This window comes from Serratia sp. CY81684 (assembly GCF_052166595.1).
GTDB lineage: Bacteria > Pseudomonadota > Gammaproteobacteria > Enterobacterales > Enterobacteriaceae > Serratia > Serratia nematodiphila.
Genome location: NZ_JBJNOO010000004.1, coordinates 117,387 through 137,143 on the forward strand (window position 1 = coordinate 117,387; position 19,757 = coordinate 137,143).

16 protein-coding genes are annotated in these 19,757 nt (G+C 56.7%); 1 reads left to right on the top strand and 15 read right to left on the bottom strand.

The features are described from left to right. Positions 1–165: 165 nt before the first annotated feature. Positions 166–1,818, bottom strand: coding sequence for a multidrug ABC transporter permease/ATP-binding protein (locus ACJ8QF_RS15590; RefSeq protein ID WP_060560153.1), 1,653 nt, complete (start codon positions 1,816–1,818; stop codon positions 166–168). Positions 1,819–2,193: 375 nt separating this feature from the next. Here ACJ8QF_RS15590 and ACJ8QF_RS15595 point away from each other — a divergent pair, with 375 nt between their 5' ends. Continuing rightward, the gene (locus tag ACJ8QF_RS15595; RefSeq protein ID WP_004931799.1) at positions 2,194–2,745 is read left to right on the top strand and encodes a tyrosine-type DNA invertase; all 552 of its coding nucleotides are present in this window, start codon (positions 2,194–2,196) and stop codon (positions 2,743–2,745) included. A gap of 230 nt (positions 2,746–2,975) precedes the next feature. Here the strand turns inward: ACJ8QF_RS15595 and ACJ8QF_RS15600 are convergent, their stop codons facing one another. From ACJ8QF_RS15600 to ACJ8QF_RS15665, 14 genes are all read right to left on the bottom strand, one after another. Continuing rightward, positions 2,976–3,659: a response regulator transcription factor gene (locus ACJ8QF_RS15600; protein WP_154871735.1), complete on the bottom strand. Its 684-nt coding sequence runs from the start codon at positions 3,657–3,659 to the stop codon at positions 2,976–2,978. Positions 3,660–3,704: 45 nt separating this feature from the next. Further along, entirely contained in the window at positions 3,705–4,400 is a 696-nt protein-coding gene (locus tag ACJ8QF_RS15605; protein WP_131165559.1) for a response regulator transcription factor, read from the bottom strand. Between the two features lie 51 nt (positions 4,401–4,451). Continuing rightward, positions 4,452–4,979, bottom strand: coding sequence for a fimbrial protein (locus ACJ8QF_RS15610; RefSeq protein WP_004931793.1), 528 nt, complete (start codon positions 4,977–4,979; stop codon positions 4,452–4,454). Between the two features lie 60 nt (positions 4,980–5,039). Then, entirely contained in the window at positions 5,040–6,098 is a 1,059-nt protein-coding gene (locus ACJ8QF_RS15615; protein WP_234721980.1) for a fimbrial protein, read from the bottom strand. A gap of 10 nt (positions 6,099–6,108) precedes the next feature. Beyond that, positions 6,109–8,658: a fimbria/pilus outer membrane usher protein gene (locus tag ACJ8QF_RS15620; protein WP_033645647.1), complete on the bottom strand. Its 2,550-nt coding sequence runs from the start codon at positions 8,656–8,658 to the stop codon at positions 6,109–6,111. Between the two features lie 105 nt (positions 8,659–8,763). Beyond that, entirely contained in the window at positions 8,764–9,441 is a 678-nt protein-coding gene (locus tag ACJ8QF_RS15625; protein WP_197753854.1) for a fimbria/pilus periplasmic chaperone, read from the bottom strand. A 97-nt stretch (positions 9,442–9,538) separates the two neighbouring features. After that, entirely contained in the window at positions 9,539–10,060 is a 522-nt protein-coding gene (locus ACJ8QF_RS15630; RefSeq protein WP_004931785.1) for a fimbrial protein, read from the bottom strand. 480 nt (positions 10,061–10,540) lie between these two features. Next, positions 10,541–11,089, bottom strand: coding sequence for a tyrosine-type DNA invertase (locus ACJ8QF_RS15635; RefSeq protein WP_442537672.1), 549 nt, complete (start codon positions 11,087–11,089; stop codon positions 10,541–10,543). 540 nt (positions 11,090–11,629) lie between these two features. After that, entirely contained in the window at positions 11,630–11,872 is a 243-nt protein-coding gene (locus tag ACJ8QF_RS15640) for an acyl carrier protein (protein WP_004931779.1), read from the bottom strand. A gap of 11 nt (positions 11,873–11,883) precedes the next feature. Continuing rightward, positions 11,884–13,137: a beta-ketoacyl-[acyl-carrier-protein] synthase family protein gene (locus tag ACJ8QF_RS15645; protein ID WP_033645646.1), complete on the bottom strand. Its 1,254-nt coding sequence runs from the start codon at positions 13,135–13,137 to the stop codon at positions 11,884–11,886. Between the two features lie 2 nt (positions 13,138–13,139). Further along, the gene (locus ACJ8QF_RS15650) at positions 13,140–14,519 is read right to left on the bottom strand and encodes an efflux transporter outer membrane subunit (RefSeq protein WP_342579283.1); all 1,380 of its coding nucleotides are present in this window, start codon (positions 14,517–14,519) and stop codon (positions 13,140–13,142) included. Then, positions 14,516–16,474, bottom strand: coding sequence for an ABC transporter permease (locus ACJ8QF_RS15655; protein WP_442537673.1), 1,959 nt, complete (start codon positions 16,472–16,474; stop codon positions 14,516–14,518). Before ACJ8QF_RS15655 ends, ACJ8QF_RS15650 begins: the two co-directional genes overlap by 4 nt. Continuing rightward, positions 16,464–17,651: an efflux RND transporter periplasmic adaptor subunit gene (locus tag ACJ8QF_RS15660; protein WP_442537674.1), complete on the bottom strand. Its 1,188-nt coding sequence runs from the start codon at positions 17,649–17,651 to the stop codon at positions 16,464–16,466. The genes ACJ8QF_RS15655 and ACJ8QF_RS15660 overlap by 11 nt, the downstream gene beginning before the upstream one ends. After that, entirely contained in the window at positions 17,629–19,746 is a 2,118-nt protein-coding gene (locus ACJ8QF_RS15665) for a peptidase domain-containing ABC transporter (RefSeq protein ID WP_442537675.1), read from the bottom strand. Before ACJ8QF_RS15665 ends, ACJ8QF_RS15660 begins: the two co-directional genes overlap by 23 nt. Positions 19,747–19,757: the final 11 nt, after the last annotated feature.

The window sequence follows — 19,757 nt, forward strand, 5'->3', positions numbered from 1 at the left end:
CAAAATTAAACCACTGGTAAATAATTCAACTATCAATTATTTGACTGGTCATAAGCCAAATCGGCAACAGACAGCGCTGAAGGTGGGGGATAAAATGAAGCGACGTACTGGGATCATACGGAGAGAAGCACCGGCCCGCTTTGGTCTCGTTCGGGCCGGCGTGAGTTAACCGATTCTACTGACGGAATCCCGGCTGGCGTGTTCACGCTCGCTGCCGGTCAGCTCACGTAAATGACCCGAGCGCATCTCAAGCAGCCGATCGGCATGTTCGAAATAGTGATCGTCATGGCTGATGGCAAACACCGTTTTGCCCAGCGCGCGCAGTTCTGGCAACAGCTCGCGATAGAAAATGCGCCGGAATTGCGGATCCTGATCCGCGGCCCATTCATCCAACAGCAAGATATCGCGCTGTTCCGCCACGGCCAGCAGCAAAGCCAGGCGCTTGCGCTGCCCCTGCGACAGTTGCGGGTTAGTCACCCTGGCGCCGTCGAACTGCAGCTTGCTTTTCATATTCAACCGCTCGAGCCAGCCGGCGACCAGTTCCGCATCGGGTTCGCCGCCTTCCGGCCCTTGCAAACGATCGAACTGATGAAAATCGGTGAAAATCGCCGAAAACAGCCGACGGTAGTCCGGCATATCCGCCGCGGTCTGCGCGACGCCATCCAGAACGATGTGCCCGCTCACCGGCCGGTACAACCCGGTCAACAGCATCGCCAGCGTTGACTTGCCGCTGCCGTTGCCGCCGATCAAAAAGATCAGCTCGCCACGCCGCAGCGTCAGATTAAGCGGCCCGACGGCAAAACCGGGCTGTTGCTCCGTATCGGCATAGTGAAAAACCACGTCGCGCAGCTCCAGCGTCTGCCAGGAACGGCCGGCGGCGGCAGGGAACGCCGGTTGGTACTCGGCCAGGCGCAGCGTCTTCAGCTTGTTGAAAGCAACTTCGGCGCTGACCAGCGTCGGAAACGCCCCGACCGCCTGCAGTAATGGCGTGCGCAAGAACAGCAGCGTCAGGGAATACGTGGCGGCCACCGCTGAGTTCGCCCATCCCAGGCTGTTAGCCATAAAGAACACCAGCCCGATCGCCCCCAACATCATGATATTTGACCAGTTGAGCGCACTCAAATGGAAGGTATCGGCGCGAATGATATGGTGGCGGTAAGCTTGCGCATCGGGTTGATAGGTCTGTTCGTACAGCGCCTGCGCTCGCTTGCGGTTTAACGTCAGTTCCTTGCGACCGTCAATCACCGATTCATAATGATGATAGAGACGCTCTTCCGACTCGCGCAAACTGGCCATATGGCGATAAACCCGCGAGACCAGGCAACCGCTGCCCACCACGGTGACCGCGACCCACACCGCCGTCACCGCCAGCATTTTCGGTGATAGCCACCCCAGATAGGCCGCCGACCCCAGGGTTAAAATCACCCCTTGCACCAGTTCGGGCAAGCGCACGAAGGCGACGGTGATATTGCGGACATCGCTGGAGAGACTGGCCAACAATGAGGCACTGCCTAACTGTTCAAGGCGCTCAATATCGGTATCCAGGATGCGCTTCACTAACTGCCCGCGCAGGCGGTAGACGAAGTAATGGCCCAATGTCGTCAGCGCCAATTGCGATCCCAGCGTGACCGCCATCAGCAATGCCAGCAGGGCGAGAAACATCGGCAGCACAGCCAATGCATCGCCGCCGGCGTCCATCAGATATTGATTGATAAACGCAATGATACCGATGCCTAAGCCGGCGCTGGTCATGGTCAATGCCATAACCGCCAGAAATGGCCAACGATACTGGTGATAAACCACCCGTAGCAGTTCCATGAAAAACCTCTGAAGTCGCGATCTGGCAGGCATTGTAAGCGGCGTGAGAATGAGATCAAGACGAATTCTCATCACAGTTTATTGAGCTCCGTTGTGAGAGAGGCGATATCCCCTGGCCATCTGACGGTTGCAAAGTCTCCATACGGCTCTTACAGGTCGCTCAAGATTCGCTGATTAAATAGCTTCCGGAAATAAATTAAATAAATATATGAAATTCAAAAAGGCATTCATTTGAAAAATGAAAAAGTAGGAAAGATAAAAAAACCATCTACTCACAAATGAAATTATTTATTTTCTTTGCCGCCTATTATGCTCCAATGCTTTAATAAAACCTCATGATAAGAATCGCCAACATCAAAGACGCAGGAAAGAAAAATGAAAAAAAGGAAATTTCTCAGTCAGGTTGAAATTGAGCAACTGATTGCTGCCGTGCATGAGGGGAAAAATAGCATTCGAGATCGTTGTCTACTATTAATGTGCTTTATTCACGGTTTGCGGGTTAGCGAACTGCGTGCTTTACGCTTGGAGGATATTGATCTTACTTCCAATCGGATCCATATATCCCGGCTGAAAAACGGGTTTTCCGTTCAGCATCCGATCCAACCGCGAGAACGGCAGGCGCTGTTAAATTGGTTGGCCCAGCGGACGAGCTATCCTGACGCTGAAACCCCATGGTTATTCCTGTCGCGCCACGGCGGACAAATATCACGTCAGCAGCTGTATCGGTTGATGAGAATGTATGGTGAGATGGCCGGTATTAGCGTTCAGGTTCATCCTCACATGTTGCGACACGCCTGCGGCTACGCCCTTGCGGATAAGGGGATCGATACCCGTTTGATTCAAGATTATTTAGGACACAAAAATATCCAGAATACGGTGATCTACACCGCGACCAACGTAGAACGATTCCGCACGATCAACATTTAACCCCACGACGAGAATAATCACACAGCCCCGTCCTCCGTTAAACAACACATCGAGTGCGATGCAATATTCGGATAGGAAGATGCAGCCCGGCACGTCATCTACGGCCTACTCAGCAATATTTTCACGCCGAGCTGCTTTTCATGCCTCAACGCCCTGGGATACGCCTCACTGGGTAAACTTTTAACGGCAAGCCTGCCGATAAATCATAGCCCATACCGTTTCATTAAAGGTTAGGTGCCCTTTGACCATTTCCCACCCAATTGCCGCGTAATATTGCCGTGCAAAGAAAACAGTTCGCTGTCATTCTTCACCTGCAGTTTACGCATGGCGCTGCATTTATGCGCGCTGATCGTCTTGATGCTGCGGCGTTGTAACTCGGCGATTTGCCGCAGGCTCATCCCGTTGAACAAAAAAGCCAAAACGTCGCTCTCACAGCGGGTCAACTTTCGCGTTGCCGCCTCCTCGCCACTAACGGAAGGCGCCAGAAAAGCGCCTATCTGCGGGCTCAACACGCGCTCCCCAAGCAATACGCGATTAAAAAACTCCGCCACCAGCGGTAAAGCGTCATCTCTGGCGACGATGCTGATATTGGGCTGGTTCAACAGACGCCCCACCTCTTCTGCATTCTGGCAGCGGGTATAGACGATTACCCGCAATTCGGGTAGCTGCGTGCACAAGGCAAGCAACGTTTCTCTGCCCTGAGCCACCGTTTCATCTTCACCGTCCATCTCGCTAATCAGCACGTCAGCCTGCTGATAGACCACACTATCCGCCACCGCGCGAACGCTGGTTTCCTTTACGACAACTTTTGCCTGGGTTGGCAGCGTTTTTAGAAAACTCGCCAACCCCTCCAGCGTTAATGGACATCTGTCCATTAACGCTATGTTCAGCGGCTGCTGACGCCATAAATGCATAATCTGCTCCTATGCTTGCTTACCCGAGAGGCATCGCACGCTTGCCTAGCGAACAAAGGATGAACCTTGCGCAGCCATCCATTTCCCCTGAAGGTACAATTCCCCATCGCTGTGAAATCCCAACTTCAACATCGCATTGCGCTTATGCGTGCTGACGGTGCGTATATCACGGCACATCGTTAACGCCACGTTGGTTACGCTTTTACCGGAAAACAGCTGGGTCAGCACATCCAGTTCCTTCGCCGTCAGAGGCTTGTCGGCCGCCGCCTCATGCAATTGACGCTGACGCACCCGGTGACTGAAACTGCTGCAGCCCGTCAAGACCTGTTGGACGCAATGAGTCAACGCAATGGCCGGTTCCTGCTTCAACATCAGGCCACGGATGCCGGAGGCGATCAGTTGCCGTAGCAGCCTGGGTTCATCCAGTGCCGTACAAATAATTATCGCGGTGTCCGGCGAGTTTTCGCGAACTTCAGCGATCAACCGGAAACCGTCCAATACCGACTCTGATTTACCGCACAAATCCATCACCAATAAGCGATGCACATGCTGAGTGAATAAGGTTCTCAATGCCACCAGGTTCGTCACCTGCCGAACGTTGTCGGGCTGCAGGCCGCAGGACTCAATCAAGCGATTTCTCATCCCCAACGCAGTGATAAGGCAGGGCTCCATGATGGCCACGGCTCCCGTCGTTGCCTTACCGGCCGCCAAAGTCGTTGCAGAAGGATAATTACCATTCATATCATCACCTTAAATCTGTCTTTAGCATTCCATTGAGGACGGTCTCTTTGCCTATTGATAGACAAAAGTGACTTGCAGAGCGCCGTCTATCGAACCTGGTGTCGAACCGCCATGGGTGCTGTACGCCCGCGCCCGCAAATTGAATTTGGCTTCATGCGTCGCCTGGTTAACTGGCTGGGTCATGCTCTTGCCATTGCCCAGGTTTGCTCCCTGGTTGTTTTGCAATTCAATTTGTACCCGGCGAGAACTGCCGGTGCTTTTGTATAAGCTGGCGCTTTCCTCAGCGGCCGTCCCGCTGAAGGTCGCGACAACCGACGTGGTGGTGCTCGGGCAGTTTTTTAACGTCAGAGGGAATTCTACCCAGGGACTAAAAGCGCCGGACGTCGCCAGGGTCGCAGCGGAAATATCATTTCCCAAATTGACCGAAATCGTGCCGTTCGCGCCGTCGATTTCACAAGGTGCCGCTTTGATGTTGCCGGTAATCACTATTTTCGATACCGCGTGTACCATCGGGCTAGCCAAAAAAAACAGGCTGGCCAGCGCCAATGTGCAACCAAGACCGCCAAAAACCTTCTTCATCCTTTGCTCCTTCTCGTTAAACGCTGAGGCCTGCCCGGCCCACTACCGTTGAATATCCGTTTATTGGATTTCTGCCTGAATGGTCGCCGTGGCATTGAACTGCCCTACTGAAGGAGCTTGCCCGGTGGTGTTGATCGGATATACGCTGATCCGTGAACTGCCGCTCTGGTTGGGGTATTGGAAGTTATCGATCGGCAAGCGACCGCTCTGAGGCCGAATCACATTGCCCTGCATATCCTTAATCATTACGCCAATGTCGCGATTACTGGTCTTCAGCGCCTCGGGCATGCTGCCGTCCGCCTCACCGCGAAATGACAGACTGACCTTGACACCGGCAGAAATATTGCGACAGGCCAGCGTCAACGTTCTCTCCTCTGGAGTAAAACCGGGCGGCATAGCACCCTTGGTTTGGATATTCGACGTCAAGATATCGCCAAAATCGACCGTGACCGTTTGCGGGCTGATTTCACAGCTCTGCGGCACGGTGACAGTGCCGCTCATTGATATCGTGGAGACCGGCACATCGCTTTTCACCCCACTCACCACGGAGACGTAGGTGTCCACCAGGCGAGTGCTGGGGATTGTGGTCACACCCACGAAAGGGCGGCGGAAATACAGATGAATTCGCCCACGAGCGCCACTGTTGTAGGGCGTGCTGGCACAGGATTCGTCATCACCATCCATATCGGTCTTAAAGTTAGACTCATTGGTGAACGGTGCGGCAATAAACTCATTGCGATACCCCGCCACGAAAACTTCACTGGCCACGCCCAGGTATTCATTCAATGCGTAGTACGTTAATCCCCCGTTGCTGAATACCGGCTCACTCAGCAGCATTTTGGCGGTGACATAAGACGCCGTACGCGCCTGACACTCGCACCTCACCCGATAAGAGCCGGACAGGTTCCAGTTACCGCCGTCAGCATTCCTAATAATCCGCCCCACTACGTTTTGCGACGGATCGGTTAAAACCGGGGAAAAAAGGAATGAAAACCCATGGGTTCCCGAAATAGGGACACACTGCCCGAAAGCCGCCTGCGCCAGTGGTGCGCCCAACGTTGCGCACGCCAATAGCCCGCCGACGATGATCCCTCGTTGAATCGATATTCCTGTCGCCATCATATGCACCTTATAAACACTGCCCGTTAACGAGGCGAATCCCACCGCCCTCGGGCTGATTAGCCAATTGATAGTTGGCCTGACATTGCTGAGCCGCGTCATTGCCCCACTTAACCTGCAATCGCCCGCTCTCCGCCAGCCCGGCCAGATAAACCTGGCCGCCATCGCCGACGATGGCGGCATTGTCAGAGGGGCTGTTGAGAGTGCTGACGGTGGCACCGAATGGCACCGGATTGCCGCTGCGCGTCAGCAAGGTCAGCAACACGCGGGCACCGACGTCCGGATTGAAGCGGGCGCGTACCACGGCGCCGCGGGTTGGGATCACCGTTTGGCTGCTCAGCGTCATGTCGACGTCATCGGCGAAAGATTCACCGTCCAATCCGACGATATTGCGCCGATAAGGCGTCAGGTAAGGTACAACCGCATAACCGCGCCAGTCGGTGCTGACCCCGGTCTGGTTCAGGACATCAACCCCTGCGGCACCGGGCGCCTGCACCAACGCCACCGTATCGCCCAACGGCTGCGACAGCGTGACGCCGTTTTGGTGCACCAGAACGCCGCCCTGCACGCCGTAGTTCACCTGCTGCCGATGGCGATCGTAGTCATAACCCAGGTTCCACTCGGCGAGGGCGCCTTTATAATCCGCCTGAATATTGCCGTTCGCCCCTACGCCCCGGCCGGTATAGCCCTGGCTGATGCTGTAGTTCAGGTTGTTGCCCGGCAGGGCAGTACCGCTCAATCCGAGGTTGTTGCTGGTAGCACCATTGCGGCTGGTGTTCATGTTGTAGGTGGCATAGCTGCCTGGCAGCCATTTGCTGAGCGGCACGCTGACGTTGAAAGCCACGATATGGTCACGGATGTTGCTTCGATTGCCGTTACTGTCGTAGCCGTTCTGGTTGAAGGTGTAATTCAGCCCGTAACTGACAGCTTCCCAGCTGTTGTTGTAACTGAGGGTGACCGATTGCGAGCGGCGATTGTCGTCCCAGTAGTCTTCGTTAAACAGGCTGAGCGACAGCGTTCCCCCCAAATCCCACAGGCTCTGGCTCATCGTCAGCTCGGCACGGCTCTTCTTGTGATCGTTATAGATAGCACTGTTGCCGCCGTAACTCTCCAGCGCCTCTTGCAGGTTATAAAAACCGCGCGTGGAGTAGCGGTAGCTGGCCAAGCTGAAGTTGGTGCCGGTCTCAATGAAGTTTTTACCGTAGCGTAGGCGCCATGACTGCCCCTGTTCCTTCGGCCGGGTTTCCTGTTTGGTCCAGGCTTGGGTGACATCGGCAGACAGCGCGCCCATCGCCCCCAGGTTCTGCCCCCAGCCCCACGCCAGAGACTGATATTTACTGGCCGCCTGCACGCCGCCATACAGCGTGGCCCCCCATGGCAGACCGTAGATCCCGGTTGCCTGGCTGAACGGGCGTTCATCAACGCCGCCGCTGTATGAACGGTATTTCCCGCTGGTCAGGCTGTATTTAAACCGCCCTTCGCGCTGCAATACCGGCACCACGGCGTAAGGCACCACAAAATGCTGCTCCTGGCCATCAGCCTCACGCACGTTCACATTCAGGTCGCCGCTGCCGCCCGTGGGATACAGATCGGTAATTTCAAATGCCCCCGGCGGCACATAGCTTTGATAAATCACGTAGCCGTTTTGCCGGATGACTATTTGCGCATTAGTGCGTGCGATCCCGCGTACTACCGGCGAGTACCCTTTCATGCTGTCCGGCAGGATGTCGTCCTCAGAGGCCAACTGCCCACCGCGGAACTGCACGCTGTCGAATACATCGCTGGACGTCGCGCTGTCCCCCAGGGTCAGGCGGCTTTGCAACGCAACGATATCGCGCTGCAGGTAGGTATTGATTGAGCGCCAGGAAGAAGAGCCGCCGGTGTAATGATTCCAGATCGAATAGTTACGCAGGCGCCAGGCACCCCAGTTGATGCCCGAACGCAGATTGAGATAATAGTTATTATTGTTTTGCCGTTCGCTGTCGCGCATATGGCTATTGGCACCGCTGAAGTTGTAATTGACCAACAGCGCCGGTATGCCGGAATCCCATTTATCCGGGGAAACGTAGTCGCGCGCATTCAAGCGCAACGCCGCCTGTGGAATACTCAAATTCAGCCTCAGCTGATTGAACAAGAATACCGCAGAGGCCTGTGGAATGGCCTGCGCAAGGTTGACGCAGCTATCCCCAGGCACCATCGCCGGGAACATAGCAACCCTGACGCCCAGTTCAGCCAATTTTTCCGTGCTGAAACAAGGTTGTAGCGCTTGCTTACCGCCGACTCCCGGCATAAGCCGGAACTCGACGTCAAGGCTGTCGATCTGTTCGCCATTCAGGTAAAGATCGACCCGATAGCTCCCGGGCGCCTGGCTGCTGTTCTCCTCAAACACGGAGAGATCAGCGCCTCGCAGCGCCGGATTATCAATTTCCAGCAACGCCGGGTTGAAATAATCGCGGGCATAAGCCGTGCCGATCGAGCTCAGCAGCGCCACCTGGCAAGACATCAGGCCGGCAAGAACCGATCGCGCTCCTGGTAAACCAATGCAATTCGGGTTATTCATCCTTTTAACTCCCTGTCCCGATTGGCTCGGCCCGACAAAAATCAGGTAAGCCGAACCCCTGCTCCAGCGTTATCCCGGAGCAAAAAAACACGCACCGCTGCCCGGTTATAACGTGCTGGTAAAGTTCTGGCCGGTGCCGCCATAGTCGTTAATGATTTGCCAGCTCAGGCTGCCACCTGTACCGCTCGCCGTCGGCAGCGGGAAACTGGCGCTCGCCTGCGGCGCTACCATGGTGTTGCCGGTAATGGCGTGGCCATTCAGCTTCAAATTGAAAAAGGTGAGGTAGTAGGGAGAAGGGTTGGTCACCTGCAGACGATCGCCACTGCGCTGCCACGTCACTTTACCGGCCGCCTCCTCCAGATTGCCGGCGAGTCCCTGCGGGCGGTAAATCAACTTGATGCGGGTCTTGATGGCGATCTGCAACGTGTTTTCTTTCTTTTCCACCGAAGGGATCGCCTTCACATTCAGCCAATACAGCGACTCTCTGTCCGTCGGTAAATTGCCACCTGCGCGCACCACGCGCAGCAGGTTATTTTGGCCGCCGTCTAAACGAAATAGCGGCGGCGTGATGATAAAAGGCGCTTTCGCGCTATCGCCTTCTTGCGCATCGACCCAGGATTGGATCAGATAAGGCACCGCATCCGGATTACTGATATTCAGAGCAGACTCTTTTTTAGCGCCGTCGTAGATGAGGCGCGTTCCACCCACTACCACGCCGGCCTGTACCGGAGCCCAAAGCGTCATCAACAACGCCGCCGTCAGCGCAAAGTATCCAGCTTTCATTCTCTTTCTTCCCGTTTCCATCACCGATGAATAAGAGCCAGAGGACACGCTCTCTGGCTCATTTTTCTAGCTGTTCCGCCGCCGTAACGGCATGGCCTTACTGATAAACGATGGTGAAGTTGGCCGTAGCGTTGGCACTACCGACGGAAACGTTGTCATAAGCGAAATAACGCGCGACAAAGCCCAGAACGTTGTCTTTGTTCTCTGCCAGCGTATAGACGCGGGAATCGTTGCCGATATTTAACACGTTGCTGCCGTCGTCCAGCAGTTGCACGCCAATACCGCCCGCGACCCCGGCAGTGCCGGCGCCGGTCAGTTGCAGCAGCCCGGACTGCCCCTGAACCTGGGTACCATCAAAACGCACGGTGGCACCGGTGACAGTGGCCGGGCAATTTTTCAGCACCAGATTGAACGCCTTGGCGCCGGCGGTTTTAGACAGGGTGAAGGCATCTTTGGCGATCTTGCCCAAAGCGACCTGCTTGTTTTGGGAATCCGGATCGACAGTGCAAGACTGATCGGTAATGGTGCCAGTGATATTCAGCGCGCCGTCAGCAGCAAATGCAGAGGGGATAAATGCGGACGCGGTCAGTACAGCTACAGCCAACAGATTCTTTTTCATCCTACTTTCCTTAAAAATATGCAAAATATGCATGGGTTTATTTCCGACATATCCTTAATGTCATTCCTTTTATTTAGTTCCATGAATATGGAGGGCTTTAGCCAGACTGATTAATGGCATCAAGCTCATTCATCCAAACGATTCATTTTGAACTAAAGTGACTCCTTTGGTTTTTAAAACCAAAAAAAATTAATTTATCGGAATTAAAAACCAATAGAGTGATGAATGACTGACAAATCAGACTAAAAAACCAAGGTGTTAACTCAATGATTTAAAGCCGTGGAACTTTGATTAGGATTTTACTTAGAATCAGAGGGAAGGCATGACACGAGATGAAATCACAAGGCACTGTTTTTAAATGAAATTAAGCTTTAAACAGGAAAGGAAGCATGGGAATATTGACATTGTTTTTACGCGTCCTTACAGTATGTTTCAGTTTAGTTCAAAGTGACTCCTTAACGTTATTAACTTAAATCATACTTACCAAATTTCCTTAAAGCGCTGCGCATTGCTGGCGGTATAAATCACCGTATTCTGGATATTTCGGTGCCCGAGGTAATCCTGGATTAAACGGGTATCGATACCGCGGTCCGCCAATGCAAATCCACAGCCATGCCGCAGCATATGTGGGTGAGCGTTGACCTCCAATTTGGCTGCCTTGCTGTAATGGCGAATCAACCCGTAAATCCGTTGGCGCGACAGACGGCCGCCGCGGTTGGAAAGGAACAGCCACTCCCGATCGGCCCAGCGGTGCCGCTGACGCTTATCCAACCAGCGCCTCAGACATTGTCTTTCGCGCAGATAAAGCGGATGCACGGTGGAAAAGCCATTTTTCAACCGATGCACATAGATATTACCGCCCTCCAGATCGATATCCGACAAACGCCATCCCCCTATTTCACTGGCGCGACACCCATGAATAAAACACATGTAAATCAAACAATAATCGCGTTCTGGATTCTTTCCATGCAGCGTGACCTCAAGCAGTCTCTCCACTTCGGAAGGCGTCAGATATTTACGATTAGACATACAACCTCATTACTTTGAGAGGAAAAATGTGGCTGTCATTTTCCTTTTACATCACCACAATGGACACTCAGGGTAGCCCCTGGCTTATGGATAGGTTCCTGCATCCAGCGCGGAGTATAGCGGATTTGCCAAATGCGAACAGCGCGACAGGCGTTATTATCACCGGCGCCAGCCGCCCCTGTGAGGCGCTATTGTGAATGGGTTCCGCAGATCCCCGGTATTATCACCGCGCAGGTCCCTGTTTGCTTTAGCTTGCATTATCACTACCGGGCACGATGTAGAGTAAGATTGATAAATTGACCGGCAAAACAAAGAATATTCCTAAAAAAACATCGCCATGTCATTAATACTCGCCATTTATAACACCACCCAAAGGTGAATAAAAAACCACCACGGGTTCATATTAACCTGACGAATAAGCATTAATAATTATGGATATCGATAATAGAGTGAAACAGGAAGGGTAAGGATGAAATAGCAGTCACAACAGACGAAAAACCCAGGCTTTACCTCAACATGCGATCGCCTGGGGGGATGAAATTATTGACGGATTATCACGTGGCACAATTCGCCGAGGGTCAACTCAGGATGCTCGATCAGCATTTCCGCAGTGAGCGTAATGCCGAATTCTCGCCGAACCAACAACATCACTTCCATATAATCCAGGCTGTCCAGCCCAAGCTGCTGTAGCGTCATATCCGCCGACAGCATCGTTCTCTCCAGCCCTCTGGCTTCATGCAACAGGCCGCAAATCGCCTCATATAACCGATGATATTTGTCCATACGTTCTAACGTTATCCATAGTGATTGCCAAATATCAGCGCCGCATTGGCGCCGCCGAAACCGAAGCTGAGGCTCATGACATTACGCAGACGACCGTGCCGATGCCCTTCGCGAATATAATCAAGATCGCATTCGGGATCGGTCTCGTGCAAATGGCAGGTTGCCGGCATCATTTGTTGCTGTAATGCTTGCAGGCAGACGATGGCCTCAAAGCTGCCGGATGCGCCAAGCAGGTGCCCGGTATAGGATTTCGTGCTGGAAATCGGTATGCGATAAGCATCGCGTCCCAGCGCCGCCTTGATCGCTTCGGTTTCATTCACGTCGTTTTGCGGCGTAGACGTACCATGCGCATTGATATAGTCGATCTCATGGCTGCCGAGCCCCGCCTGCTCCAAAGCCCGCCGTAGGGTTTTCACCTTAGCCTGAGGATCCTTCGACGGCGCGGTAAGATCAAAAGCATCTGAAAAGTTGCCGTATCCTTTGATTTCGCCCAAAATCGTCGCACCGCGCGCTAAAGCCGCTTCCCGTTCCTCAAGGCATAACACGGCGGCACCTTCCGCCAGGACGAAACCGTTGCGTTCCCGACTAAACGGGCAACTGGCTTTAGTGATGTCCTTTTGCTCCCGGCTCAACAAACGCAACGCATCCATATTCCAGATCGCGCCGTTGCCGCGCAACGACTCCGAGGCGCCGGCCAGCATCATTGAAGCGCGACCGCTGCGTATCACCTCAAACGCATCGCCAATCGCGATGCCGCCGGTCGCGCAGGCCGCCGCCGGCGAGCCTTGATAGCCCCGCAGCAACCAATGCTGGCCACATATGGCGGTCGCGATATTGGGCATCGCGTGAAAACAGCCAAACAGCTGCCCTAGCCCGGATTGCAGATAGTCCGCATTGTTTTGCATGATCTCATCCTGGCCGCCCCAGCCGCTGCCGATAATCGCCCCGCACTCCAACGACGAATAAAAGTGCGCGGGCCCCACAAAACTGGATGAAAACGCCATTTCGATCGCCTCCGCGGCTGCGGCAAGCGCCAACCTGGCGAATCTGGGCAAGCGGCGGCTTACCCGCGCGGCAACGCCCTCCAGCGGTGGTTCAGACTCCAGCAAAGCAAAAAAGCGCGCGTGGATCCCCGCCGCCGACTTATCGTGATAACGATAGGCCAGGCGGCTGGCCATGATAGCCTGCCAGTTTTGCTGTACGTTGCCTCCCAGCGCGGTGACGGCACCGTAACCGGTGACCACCACTCGCCTTATTTTCTCCATGCTTATTCTCCTTGCCCCGATGCGAAAGCCTCGTTGCCGCCCAGTGCCAGCCAGAGCTGCATCGTGGCGTTCAGGTAGCGATATTGCAGCGCCGACAGCGAATTTTCGCTGGTCAACACGGCCTCTTGCGCATCCAGCAGCGTTTGCAGCGCGACGGAACCGGCCTGATATTGATGCCGCGCCAACGCCACGGCTTGTCGGCTCATCGCCAGATGCCGCCGCTGGTTGCCGATTTGCCGCTGTGCTTCCAGACGTTGTCGCATGGCGTTGTCCACATCGGCCAGCGCGCGGTAGACCGCATCGCGAAATTGAATCTCCGCCCGCTGCGCCTGCAACGCCGCTTTGTCGCTGGACAAACGCATCTTGCGCCATTCGATAAACGGCAGCGTCAACGTTGCGCCCAGCGAACGCGAAGGTTCACTGAACCACCGGCGGAAAAGCCCGCTGCCGGCATCCAACCCGGCCTCCAGACTCAGCGCCGGATAAAAACTCAATCCGGCCGCCTCCGCACCGGCCAGCGCCGCTCTCAGGCGGCGCTCTGCCGCCTGAACATCCGGCCTGCGCGCAATCACCTTCGCCGGCTGGCGCTGTACGACAGCCACCTCTTCAAGCGGCAACGAACGCCGTTCGCTATAGCGCAGCAGCGGCGATCGCCCGAACAATAACGCCAACGAGTTACGCGCATCTTCCCGCTGTCGCTCCAGCTCATGCAGCTGATTCTCTCGTGCCAACAGACTTTGTCCCGCCTGCAACAGTTCGAATTGGCCAACGTCGCCGGCGGTGTAACGAGCCGTCACCAGCCGCAAAGTTTCACACGCGATCGCCAGCGCCTGTTGCTGATAGGTGACTTGCTGATTCAAATCGGCAATCTGCCAATACCCGCGCGCGGTCGCACCGATCAAGGTCAACGCGGTATTGCGCCGGTCCAACTCCGAGGCGACGGCCAGCCATTCGGCCTGTTCGCGAATACGTGCCAGCTTGCCCCATAAATCCAGCTCATAGCTCAGAGAAAGCCCCGCACGGTAGCTTTCCTGCGGCGTAGCCGTGCTCCGCAACGTTCGGGTATTGCGGCCGCTCAGGCTGGCGGCCAGATCCGGCGTCAAATTGCCCTGCGCTAATCCGGCCTCCAACACGGCCTCGCGCCACTGCAATCCGGCCAGCGCCAGATCCTGATTCGCGATCAGCACGCCATCGATCAGCGCGGACAGTTGCGGATCATTGAAGTTTTCCCACCAGGCGACGCCCGCCCGCAGTGAACCGGAACGTTCATCGACCACACGCCACTGCAGCGGCAGCGACGGTGGCGACGTGGGGTCGATCGGCCGCCCTCCGCAGGCGCTCAGCGACAGCATCACCAGCCCGCAAACCAGAAGTCGGCTCATTCTCGCGCCAGCGCCTCCACCGGCTGCAGGCGCGCGGCGGTGCGAGCGGGAAAGAACCCGAACCCGACACCGATCAACGCCGAGAATCCGCAGGCCAGCAGCAACGGCGGCCAGGTAAAGATCATCGTTACCTGCGGCGCCAATCCGCTCAGAGCCCCTTTAACCAGCGCGGCGCAGGCGATCCCCAACACGCCCCCCAGGCTGCAGATCACCACCGCCTCAATTAAAAACTGCCGCATAATGTCCTTCTCAGCGGCGCCCACCGCCAATCGAATACCGATCTCATGGGTCCGTTCCGTCACCGAGACCAGCATGATGTTCATTACCCCCACGCCGCCCACCAGCAGCGAGATGGCGGCAATCGCGGTAATCAGCAACTGCATGGAGTCTGAGGCACGCTGAATGGATTGCGTCAGCTGATCGTCGGTCAGGGTGAAGAAATCCCGCCGCCCGTGTTCCACCATCAAACGCCGGGTCACATCCCTCCTCGCTTCTTCCAGCGTCAGTTTTTCATTCACTCGCATCACAATGGATTCCAGCGGCATATCGCCGGCGATGCGGCCGGTCAGGGAGGTATAGGGCAGCCAGGCAAGCGGTTGAGAACCGGCATATTGGGCGCCGCGGCGCTGCGCGACGCCAATCACCCGATAAGGCACGCCCGTTATCAGCAACACCGCGCCTACCGGGTCTTGCCGGGAAGAAAACAGCGCCTGCTTTAACAAGGGATCAATTACCGCTACCGGTGCGCGCTCACTCAGATCCTGCGCGGTAAACAGGCCACCGGAAAGCAGGCGAATGCCCTGCGTGCGGAAATACCCTTCGCCGACGCCCATCACGGCGAGTGGCACCTGTTTGCTTTCGCGAACGGCCAGCAGTTGGGTGCCGATCACCGGCGAGATGCTGTCGACGTAAGGCATCGCCGCCAGCAATGCAGCATCGCGCGCGCTCAGCGAACGCGCAAAATCGGGGCGCGATTTTTCCCACCCGAGGCCAGGGCGAATCTCCAACGTGCTGGTGCCAAGCTGGCTGATTTCCTTGAGAATATTACGCCGAGTACCTTCTCCGATGGCGATGGCGGAGACCACCGCCGCAATGCCGATAATGATGCCGAGCATCGACAACACGGCCCGGATCCGATGCCCCAGCAATGCCCGCCAGGCCATGCCGACAGCCTCTTTCAGCGCCACGCCCGGCGCCATGCGCTTCAGGGGGGCCACCGGCGATAGCGGCCGTTCGAACGTAGCAGGCTGTCGGGAGGCATCATGGCAACGATCCGCCACGATCTCGCCGTCGCCGATCTCAATGATCCGCCGTGCCTGCTCGGCGATCCGCCGATCGTGCGTCACGATAACCACGGTGTGCCCGACCGCGTTCAGCTCGTGCAAAATGGCCATCAACGCCTGACCGCTGGCGCTATCCAGCGCGCCGGTCGGTTCATCGGCCAAAATGATTTCCGCACCGTTCATCAGGGCGCGTGCAATACTGACCCGCTGCTGTTGCCCACCGGAAAGCTGCGCCGGGCGATGACCGCCGCGCTGCGCCAACCCGAGCCGAGCCAACAAATACGCTGCCCGCTGGCGGCGCTCTGCGGCCGGCATGGCGGTATACAACGCCGGGATCGCCACATTCTCGCCGGCGCTCAGATAAGGCATCAGATGATAGCGCTGGAAGATAAAGCCGATATGCCGGCTGCGAAGCTGCGCCAGGCGATCGCCGTCGGCTTGCCCAATAGCCACCCCGTTGATGTGCACGTCCCCCTGAGAAGGCTTGTCCAGACAGCCGATAATGTTCATCAGCGTCGATTTTCCAGAACCGGAGGCGCCGACGATAGCGACCATTTCCCCCCGCTGAATGCTCAGGGAAACGCGCTTGAGGACCGCAATTTTCTGCTCCCCGGTCTGAAACTCGCGCGAAACGTTATCCAAAACGATAATGGGATCCGTGCTAGCTGACATGGCCGTCCTCCGCATCAGGCTGCTGCTCCAGCAGCACCCGTTCCCCTGCGTTCAGCCCTTCCAGCACTTCGGCATAGCGACGATCGCGGGTACCGATACGCACTCGGCGTACCACGGTCTGCTCACCTTCCAACACCTTGACCTGGTAGCCCCCTTCATCCAATGCCGCGCCCAGCGCAGCCATCGGCACCCGCACCACTCCCTGCGCGCGTTCGGTAATGATAAATACCTGCGCCGTCATCGAGGTGCGCAGTCGACGTTCGCCATTGGCGACGGCAAACACGCCGTTGTAATACACCGCCGCCGTCTGCTGGCTTGAATTCCTGCCCAGTGGGTCGGTTTCCAGCGCCTCCGCCGGTGCCTGCTGTATCGCGCCCATGGCCCCCTCATATCGGCGGCTGGGATCGGCGGCGACGTAAAACCACAGCGGCTGCCCCGTCTTCACCTGCAAGATGTCATTTTCCGATATGCGGGTATGCACCATCATCGTATCCACGTCTGCCATCACCAAAATGGTCGGCGCGCTTTGCGACGAGACGATGGTTTGCCCTTCTTGGGTGACGATGCCCAGCACCTCGCCGTCGATAGGCGCGGTAATACGGGTAAAAGCCAGATTGGCCCTGGCGGTTTCCTGCGCCACCTCGGCCTGGACGATCTGCGACTCGTTCACTTTCAACTGCGCCAGTTGCGCGTCGCGCTGCGCCTGCGCTTTTTCCAAATCGCTGGCCACGCCGGCGCGGTCGCGCGCCAGCGCCCTTTGCCGCGTCAGCTCCAACTGGTACTGCTTGAGCTGCGCCTGACTCGCCAATTTCTGCGCCTGCGCGCTGCGTAATTCGGCCTGCGACTTGCGCAGTTCGTTAAGTTGCAGCGTCGGATCTATCTCGGCCAACAGCTGCCCCTGAGTCACCCTGTCCCCCTGTTTGACATACAGTTTTTTCAATTGACCGTTGACCTGCGCGCCAACGTTCACCTGCCGAAGCGGTTTCAGAATCCCGGTCGCCAAGACGCTTTTTTCGATGTCACCGCGATCGACGCGCGCCGTCTGCGGCGGTAATACCTCAGGTGCCCGATTCAACTCTAACAGCCCGCCGGCAAGCCCCCCCAACACGATCGCCGCCAGCGCCACACGCCGCCAGCGTCTCTTTCCGGGCACGTCATTCCACCTCAGCACAGTCATTCATCCTGGTGTCGACGGCGGCCACCAACCGGCCCTGCGACAAGTGCAGCACCCGATCGAACAACGGCAACAGCCGCGAGTTATGCGTCACGGTCACCAGGGTTTTACGGTTTTCTCGGCAATGCGCCACCAGAGCCGACATCACCGCCGCCGCAGTCTTTTCATCCAGATTCGCCGTTGGCTCGTCCAGCACCAACACCGGGCAACGGCTATACATGGCGCGCGCCAGCAACAGACGCTGCCGCTGCCCCAGCGACAGCCCGGCATGGCTCTCCCGTACCTGGGCGTTCACGCCGCCCGGCAGCTGCGCTACCGCGTCCGCCAGCCCCAAGCTGCGCAGCACCTGTTCCACCTGCCGTTGCTGGCCCGGCGCCGACGGCGCGAACAGCGTGATGTTCTGCAACACAGAGGCATTGAACAGAATGTCCTCCTGGCTTTGCAGGAAGAACAGCCGCTGCGCGGCGGCGTTTGCCAGTGTGCGCCCATCCAGACTCAGCTCCCCCCGCTGCGGCGTCAGCAGACAGGCGAGCACCTTCAGCAAGGTGCTCTTGCCCGCGCCGGAACCGCCGCAGATGGCGATGCACTCGCCCCGTTCCAACGCCAACGACAGGTCGCGTAAAACCGGTTGGCCGGCGTCGTAAGCGAAGCTCACCCCCCGATACGCCAACTGCACATCAAAATGGTTCACGCTTTCGTCGCCAGACCCGGTACGCAGAGATACGGCAGGAAACAGATCCCGCGCACGTTCATCGATAACGTGCAGTTGGTTTTTCTGCAGGACGGCAAAAAAGATCTTGCTGGTGTAAGAGGTAAAGATTTCGCGCAGAAAACTGTAGGCAAAGAATGCCCCCAAGCTGAGCTCGCCCCCTTTGAGCAACGGCAACGCCAGCAGCATGAACACCACCATTTCCAGGCTGCCAATTAGTTGATAAATGCTGCCCTTGACCTGCTCATAGATTTTTTGCCGCTGCAGGCAGTTGAACAGCGAACGGGCATGTTCGGCGAACCCTTCCTGCCGCTGGCCAGCCAAACCGGCGGACTTGATGGTCGAAAACCCTTGAATGGTTTCCAGAATAAAATCATTCTGCGCCGCCCCTCTCACCTGCAACTGCTGGGTGAAGTGGCGATCGCGATAAATAGCCCAAACGCTGACCGCCCCCATCAGCAGCATGCCGACAACCGGCACCAGCGCCAGCATCGGGCTCAAATAGCCCATCACCGCCAGTGCGATAGCTCCGATGATCCAGTCGGTGCGCAGGCCGTTATCCAGTTCGATTTTCTGGCCGGCGGCCATCTGCCAGCTGGTGAAACGGCTGAAAATCTCACCGGGCGCGCGCTTGCTGAAGAAATTCAGCGAATTTTCCAACAGGCGGGAAAAGCCGGCGGCGCCGTGCAGCAACACGAAGTTTTTGATAAAACGCTCGGTGATGATGCGCGCCATCAGAGCCAGCGCCGTGGATGCCACAAACGCCAGCAGATAGTAGGCGTAAGGGAATGCGATCTCACCGGCCATGGCGAACACCTGATTGATCGCGCTGGCGACCATCATCGGCATGATGAACAGCGTCAGCGAGATAAGAAACGTCATCGCCGCCAGGCGATAAATGCCGGCGATGCCGGCGGTATCCTTCAGGCTTAAACTGGCGAAGGCGCCCCGTCGGCGGCTCCGCGCGGCGGGGGCAGTAGACGGTAAATCGTCGCGATCGAGCACCAATGCGTAGCCGCTGATTTCCGCTTTCAGGGCGGCGTACGGCAGCAACTGTTGCCCCAACGCCGGATTCATTACGCAAACGTAACCGCCCTGACGATATGCCAGCAGTACATAGTGGCCCGCGCCGTAATGCAGAATCGCCGGTAAAGGCAGCGCCGCCAGATCCCGGTGCTCGAACGCCACCGGATAAGCCGGCAGCGCCAGCTCCCCTAAAATGGCGCACAGCGTCGCCAGCGAAGTGCCGTGTTGCGAAGCGGGGTAACGCTCACGCAGTTCCGTCAATGGCGCGCGAACGCCCTGCGTTTCCGCCAGCATGGCGATGCAGGCCAGCCCGCACTCATTGATTTCGCTCTGCAAGACCGGCGTAGGGAGGGTGTTTTCCATGCGTAGTGATA

Excerpts from the sequence above, each read along its gene's own strand:
- ACJ8QF_RS15590 (WP_060560153.1), bottom strand. The coding sequence starts at position 1,818 with ATGGAACTGCTACGGGTGGTTTATCACCAGTATCGTTGGCCATTTCTG.
- ACJ8QF_RS15595 (WP_004931799.1), top strand. The coding sequence starts at position 2,194 with ATGAAAAAAAGGAAATTTCTCAGTCAGGTTGAAATTGAGCAACTGATT.
- ACJ8QF_RS15600 (WP_154871735.1), bottom strand. The coding sequence starts at position 3,659 with ATGCATTTATGGCGTCAGCAGCCGCTGAACATAGCGTTAATGGACAGA.
- ACJ8QF_RS15605 (WP_131165559.1), bottom strand. The coding sequence starts at position 4,400 with ATGAATGGTAATTATCCTTCTGCAACGACTTTGGCGGCCGGTAAGGCA.
- ACJ8QF_RS15610 (WP_004931793.1), bottom strand. The coding sequence starts at position 4,979 with ATGAAGAAGGTTTTTGGCGGTCTTGGTTGCACATTGGCGCTGGCCAGC.
- ACJ8QF_RS15615 (WP_234721980.1), bottom strand. The coding sequence starts at position 6,098 with ATGGCGACAGGAATATCGATTCAACGAGGGATCATCGTCGGCGGGCTA.
- ACJ8QF_RS15620 (WP_033645647.1), bottom strand. The coding sequence starts at position 8,658 with ATGAATAACCCGAATTGCATTGGTTTACCAGGAGCGCGATCGGTTCTT.
- ACJ8QF_RS15625 (WP_197753854.1), bottom strand. The coding sequence starts at position 9,441 with ATGAAAGCTGGATACTTTGCGCTGACGGCGGCGTTGTTGATGACGCTT.
- ACJ8QF_RS15630 (WP_004931785.1), bottom strand. The coding sequence starts at position 10,060 with ATGAAAAAGAATCTGTTGGCTGTAGCTGTACTGACCGCGTCCGCATTT.
- ACJ8QF_RS15635 (WP_442537672.1), bottom strand. The coding sequence starts at position 11,089 with ATGTCTAATCGTAAATATCTGACGCCTTCCGAAGTGGAGAGACTGCTT.
- ACJ8QF_RS15640 (WP_004931779.1), bottom strand. The coding sequence starts at position 11,872 with ATGGACAAATATCATCGGTTATATGAGGCGATTTGCGGCCTGTTGCAT.
- ACJ8QF_RS15645 (WP_033645646.1), bottom strand. The coding sequence starts at position 13,137 with ATGGAGAAAATAAGGCGAGTGGTGGTCACCGGTTACGGTGCCGTCACC.
- ACJ8QF_RS15650 (WP_342579283.1), bottom strand. The coding sequence starts at position 14,519 with ATGAGCCGACTTCTGGTTTGCGGGCTGGTGATGCTGTCGCTGAGCGCC.
- ACJ8QF_RS15655 (WP_442537673.1), bottom strand. The coding sequence starts at position 16,474 with ATGTCAGCTAGCACGGATCCCATTATCGTTTTGGATAACGTTTCGCGC.
- ACJ8QF_RS15660 (WP_442537674.1), bottom strand. The coding sequence starts at position 17,651 with ATGACTGTGCTGAGGTGGAATGACGTGCCCGGAAAGAGACGCTGGCGG.
- ACJ8QF_RS15665 (WP_442537675.1), bottom strand. The coding sequence starts at position 19,746 with ATGGAAAACACCCTCCCTACGCCGGTCTTGCAGAGCGAAATCAATGAG.